This window comes from Mesorhizobium sp. M2A.F.Ca.ET.037.01.1.1, assembly GCF_003998075.1.
Lineage (GTDB): Bacteria > Pseudomonadota > Alphaproteobacteria > Rhizobiales > Rhizobiaceae > Mesorhizobium.
This window is the reverse complement of record NZ_RZSA01000742.1, coordinates 1-3,440: the sequence shown is the minus strand read 5'-3', so window position 1 is coordinate 3,440 and position 3,440 is coordinate 1. Positions and strand designations below refer to the sequence as shown.

The 3,440-nt window shown below is 61.8% G+C and carries 3 protein-coding genes; 2 read left to right on the top strand and 1 reads right to left on the bottom strand.

The window, feature by feature from the left end; genetic code table 11:
- Positions 1-176 precede the first annotated feature (176 nt).
- Positions 177-794 (bottom strand): response regulator transcription factor, encoded by a 618-nt coding sequence (locus tag EOA27_RS28125; RefSeq protein ID WP_281059483.1) that lies wholly within the window; start codon positions 792-794, stop codon positions 177-179.
- A 387-nt stretch (positions 795-1,181) separates the two neighbouring features.
- On the opposite strand from EOA27_RS28125, the gene mgtE reads away from it, so the two are divergent.
- Together mgtE and EOA27_RS28110 are read left to right on the top strand one after the other, a co-directional pair.
- On the top strand, positions 1,182-2,615 hold the full coding sequence (gene mgtE / locus EOA27_RS28120; protein ID WP_126082129.1) for a magnesium transporter: 1,434 nt from the start codon (positions 1,182-1,184) through the stop codon (positions 2,613-2,615).
- Positions 2,616-2,898: 283 nt separating this feature from the next.
- Positions 2,899-3,285 (top strand): MerR family DNA-binding transcriptional regulator, encoded by a 387-nt coding sequence (locus EOA27_RS28110; RefSeq protein ID WP_095815511.1) that lies wholly within the window; start codon positions 2,899-2,901, stop codon positions 3,283-3,285.
- Positions 3,286-3,440: the final 155 nt, after the last annotated feature.

The window sequence follows — 3,440 nt, the reverse complement described above, 5'->3', positions numbered from 1 at the left end:
TGTTGGTGGGCCCCGGGATGAAAAGATGCGTGAACCCAGCCATGCGAAATTCCTCCGATCGTTTTTGATTGTGGAGGAAGTTTCGTCCTGGCGAGGCTCGCCAACAACACCTTGCCGGGTAGGTTGTTGGCCCTTGCGGGTGGGATGGACCTACCCGTCTGGCCTACCCGATCGGCCTACCCGACAGGCGATTTGGACGTGCGTTGTTTCTCGCTGGAATAGAGTGCGACGGCCATGGCGCGATTGCGCACGTCCAGCTTGTCGTAGAGATTCTTCAGGTGGTATTTCACCGTGTTCTCGGAAATCCCTGTACGCGTGGCGATCTGCAAATTGGTCCAGCCGTCGGACAGCACCGCCAGCAGTTCCCGCTCGCGCACGGTGAGCCGGGACAAGGGCGTGTCGTTGACCTTGTTGATGTCGATATAGGGAATGCAGATGCGGCCATGCGCGACCGCCAGGATCGTCTCGAAGATCACCGGCGCCTCGTCGAACTGGAAGCAATAGCCTTGAGCGCCGAGGCGCACGCATTGCTTCAGGATGCCGATGTCATGGTCGTTGGAAAAGATCGTGATGCGCACGCCAAGCTCGCGGCTCTGAACTTCCGTCAGCACGTCGGCGCCGTCCATGTCGGCGAGCTTCCAGCCGACGACGGCGACATCGAACTGTGTGGCAGTGGCCATATCCAGGAATTGCGCGCCGCTGTGCACAACACCGAGCAGATCGAAGCGGCCGTCGCATTCCAGCATTTCGCGCAGCGCCGAAACGACGAAAGGATTGCGTTCGGCGACGACCACGCGAACGCGCTGCCCGCCAGCTGTTTCTTCCGTTTTCCGCGACGCGAGGTTCAAGGCCTGCCGCTCACCTTTTCGATTCCACCCATTCGTCGGCCTCTTCGGACCCTGTCATGACAATTCTGCCTCAACGGGGAAGGGGTGCTCTATCCCCAGCGACATGCGCTGTCGCGTCGGCTGGAGGTATTGTCACAGCGGCGACATGGGGTAGGTAAGCGATTCCGTGAGCAGGATTGCCGCGATATTTCTTCGGCTATTCCGGGCTCTAGCGCGACATCTTATCAAGACGAATCCTGTAGCCGCGCTATCTGCTGCAAAGGTCTGGGATTTCTCCGAAAGCGATTTCCGGTTTGCGGGGTCATGCGCTAGACCTCATTTCGAGATTCCTCGATGCGGGAGGCGCTGGTGGAAGGCCAGGACAGACAGACGACCGACGTCGCGCCCGCCGAGGAGCATCACGCCGACATCTATGGCGAGGACGGTGCCGTGCGCGCCTCCTTCCTTGCCCAGATCGGCGCGGCGATCGCCGACCGCGACACGATCACCCTCAAGCGCGAAGTCGACGACCTGCACCAGTCGGAACTCGGTGACGTGCTGGAGGCGCTTCATCCCGAACAGCGCCGCGCGCTGGTCGAGTTGCTTGGCTCCGATTTCGACTTCTCCGCGCTGACCGAGGTCGACGAGGCGATCCGCCTCGACATCGTCGACAATTTGCCCAACGCGCAGATCGCGCAGGCGGTGCAGGAGCTCGATTCCGATGACGCCGTCTACATTCTCGAGGACCTCGAGAAGGAAGACCAGGACGAGATCCTGTCGCAGCTGCCCTTCACCGAGCGCATCAGGCTGCGCCGCGCGCTCGACTATCCGGAAGAGACGGCCGGCCGGCGCATGCAGACCGAGTTCGTCGCCGTGCCGCCGTTCTGGACGATCGGCCAGACCATCGACTACATGCGCGAGGACAAGAACCTGCCCGAGCGCTTCAGCCAGATCTTCGTCATCGATCCGAGCTTCAAGCTGCTCGGCGCCATCGACCTCGATCAGATCCTGCGCACCAGGCGCGCGGTCAAGGTCGAGGAGGTCATGCATGAGACGCTGCACGCGATCCCGGCCACGATGGACCAGGAAGAGGCGGCCCGCGAGTTCGAGCAATATAATTTGCTCTCCGCCGCCGTGGTCGACGAGAACGGGCGGCTGGTCGGCGTGCTCACCATCGACGACGTGGTCGACGTCATCCAGGAGGAGGCGGAAGAAGACCTTCTGCGCATGGGCGGCGTCGGCGACGAAGAACTGTCCGACACCGTGCTCGCTACCTCGCGCTCGCGCGTGCCCTGGCTGCTGGTCAATCTGCTGACCGCCTTCCTCGCCGCGTCGGTGATCGGCCTGTTCGACCGCACGATCGAGCATATCGTGGCGCTTGCCGTGCTAATGCCGATCGTCGCCGGCATGGGCGGCAATGCCGGCTCGCAGACCATGACCGTCACCGTGCGGGCGCTGGCGACCAGGGACCTCGATATCTACAATTCCGCGCGCATCATTCGCCGCGAGCTCGGCGTCGGTTTCATCAACGGCGTGGTGTTCGCGGTGCTGATCGGCATGGTCGCCGGATTCTGGTTCCGCGACCCCAATCTGGGCGGCATCATCGCGGCGGCGATGATCATCAACATGTTCGCCGCGGCACTTGCGGGCATCCTGATCCCGCTGGTGCTTGATCGTTTCAAGATCGATCCGGCGGTTGCCTCGGCCGTCTTCGTCACCACCGTCACCGACTGTGTCGGCTTCTTCGCCTTTCTGGGGTTGGCGACGTGGTGGTTTAGAGTGCCCTAGGACAGTCGATATTCAGGTGAGGCCGGCCTGCAAATGGCGGTCTCTTGCGCTTCCGGTGCTCACGTACTTCAAGTACGCTCCGCTCCGGTTCTCAGAAACCACCATTTTCGACTCGGCCTGACCTGAATCTCGACAGTCCTTTGGCGAAAGTCGCTTCAATTGACTTTTACGTAAATGCCGTGCGAGGCTGCCGCGGGGTCAGGTGCCGATTCCGGCGCTGCATGGGTATCACAGTAGGGAAGGGCGACGCTGAACGTGGCGATGCCTTGGCTTGGGAGTGGGAATGCGGGAATATTACACGATCACCGAGCTGACACGGGAGTTCGACGTGTCGACGCGGACGTTGCGTTTTTACGAGGACGAAGGGCTGGTGCAGCCGGTGAGACGCGGCCGCACGCGGCTATTCCGGCCGTCCGACCGGCATCTCATCCGTCAGATCATGCGGGGAAAAAGGCTCGGCTTCTCGATCAACGAGATCCGCGAGATCATCCAGATGTACAAGGAGCCGCCCGGCGAGGTCGGCCAGCTAAAGCTGATGATCCGGCGTATCGAGGAAAAGCGCGAGGATCTGCGCCAGAAGCGGCGCGACCTGGAAGAGACGTTGGCCGAGCTCGACCAGGCCGAGGAATCCTGCGTGGAGCGGCTGGCTGAACTGGGTGTGAATACGTAGGCATGGCTGCCGATGGCGGTTGGCTGGAGCCTTCTGAATTCGTCATCCTAGGGCGGAGCAAGGAGCGAAGCGACGCGCGCAGACCCTAGGATCCATGCCGTGACGCTAAGGCGTGCAACGATTGCAGAATTCTGCGCCGTTGCGCTCTATGACGG

Coding starts and splice junctions, on each gene's coding strand:
- EOA27_RS28110 (WP_095815511.1), top strand. CDS start 2,899: ATGCGGGAATATTACACGATCACCGAGCTGACACGGGAGTTCGACGTG.
- mgtE (WP_126082129.1), top strand. CDS start 1,182: ATGCGGGAGGCGCTGGTGGAAGGCCAGGACAGACAGACGACCGACGTC.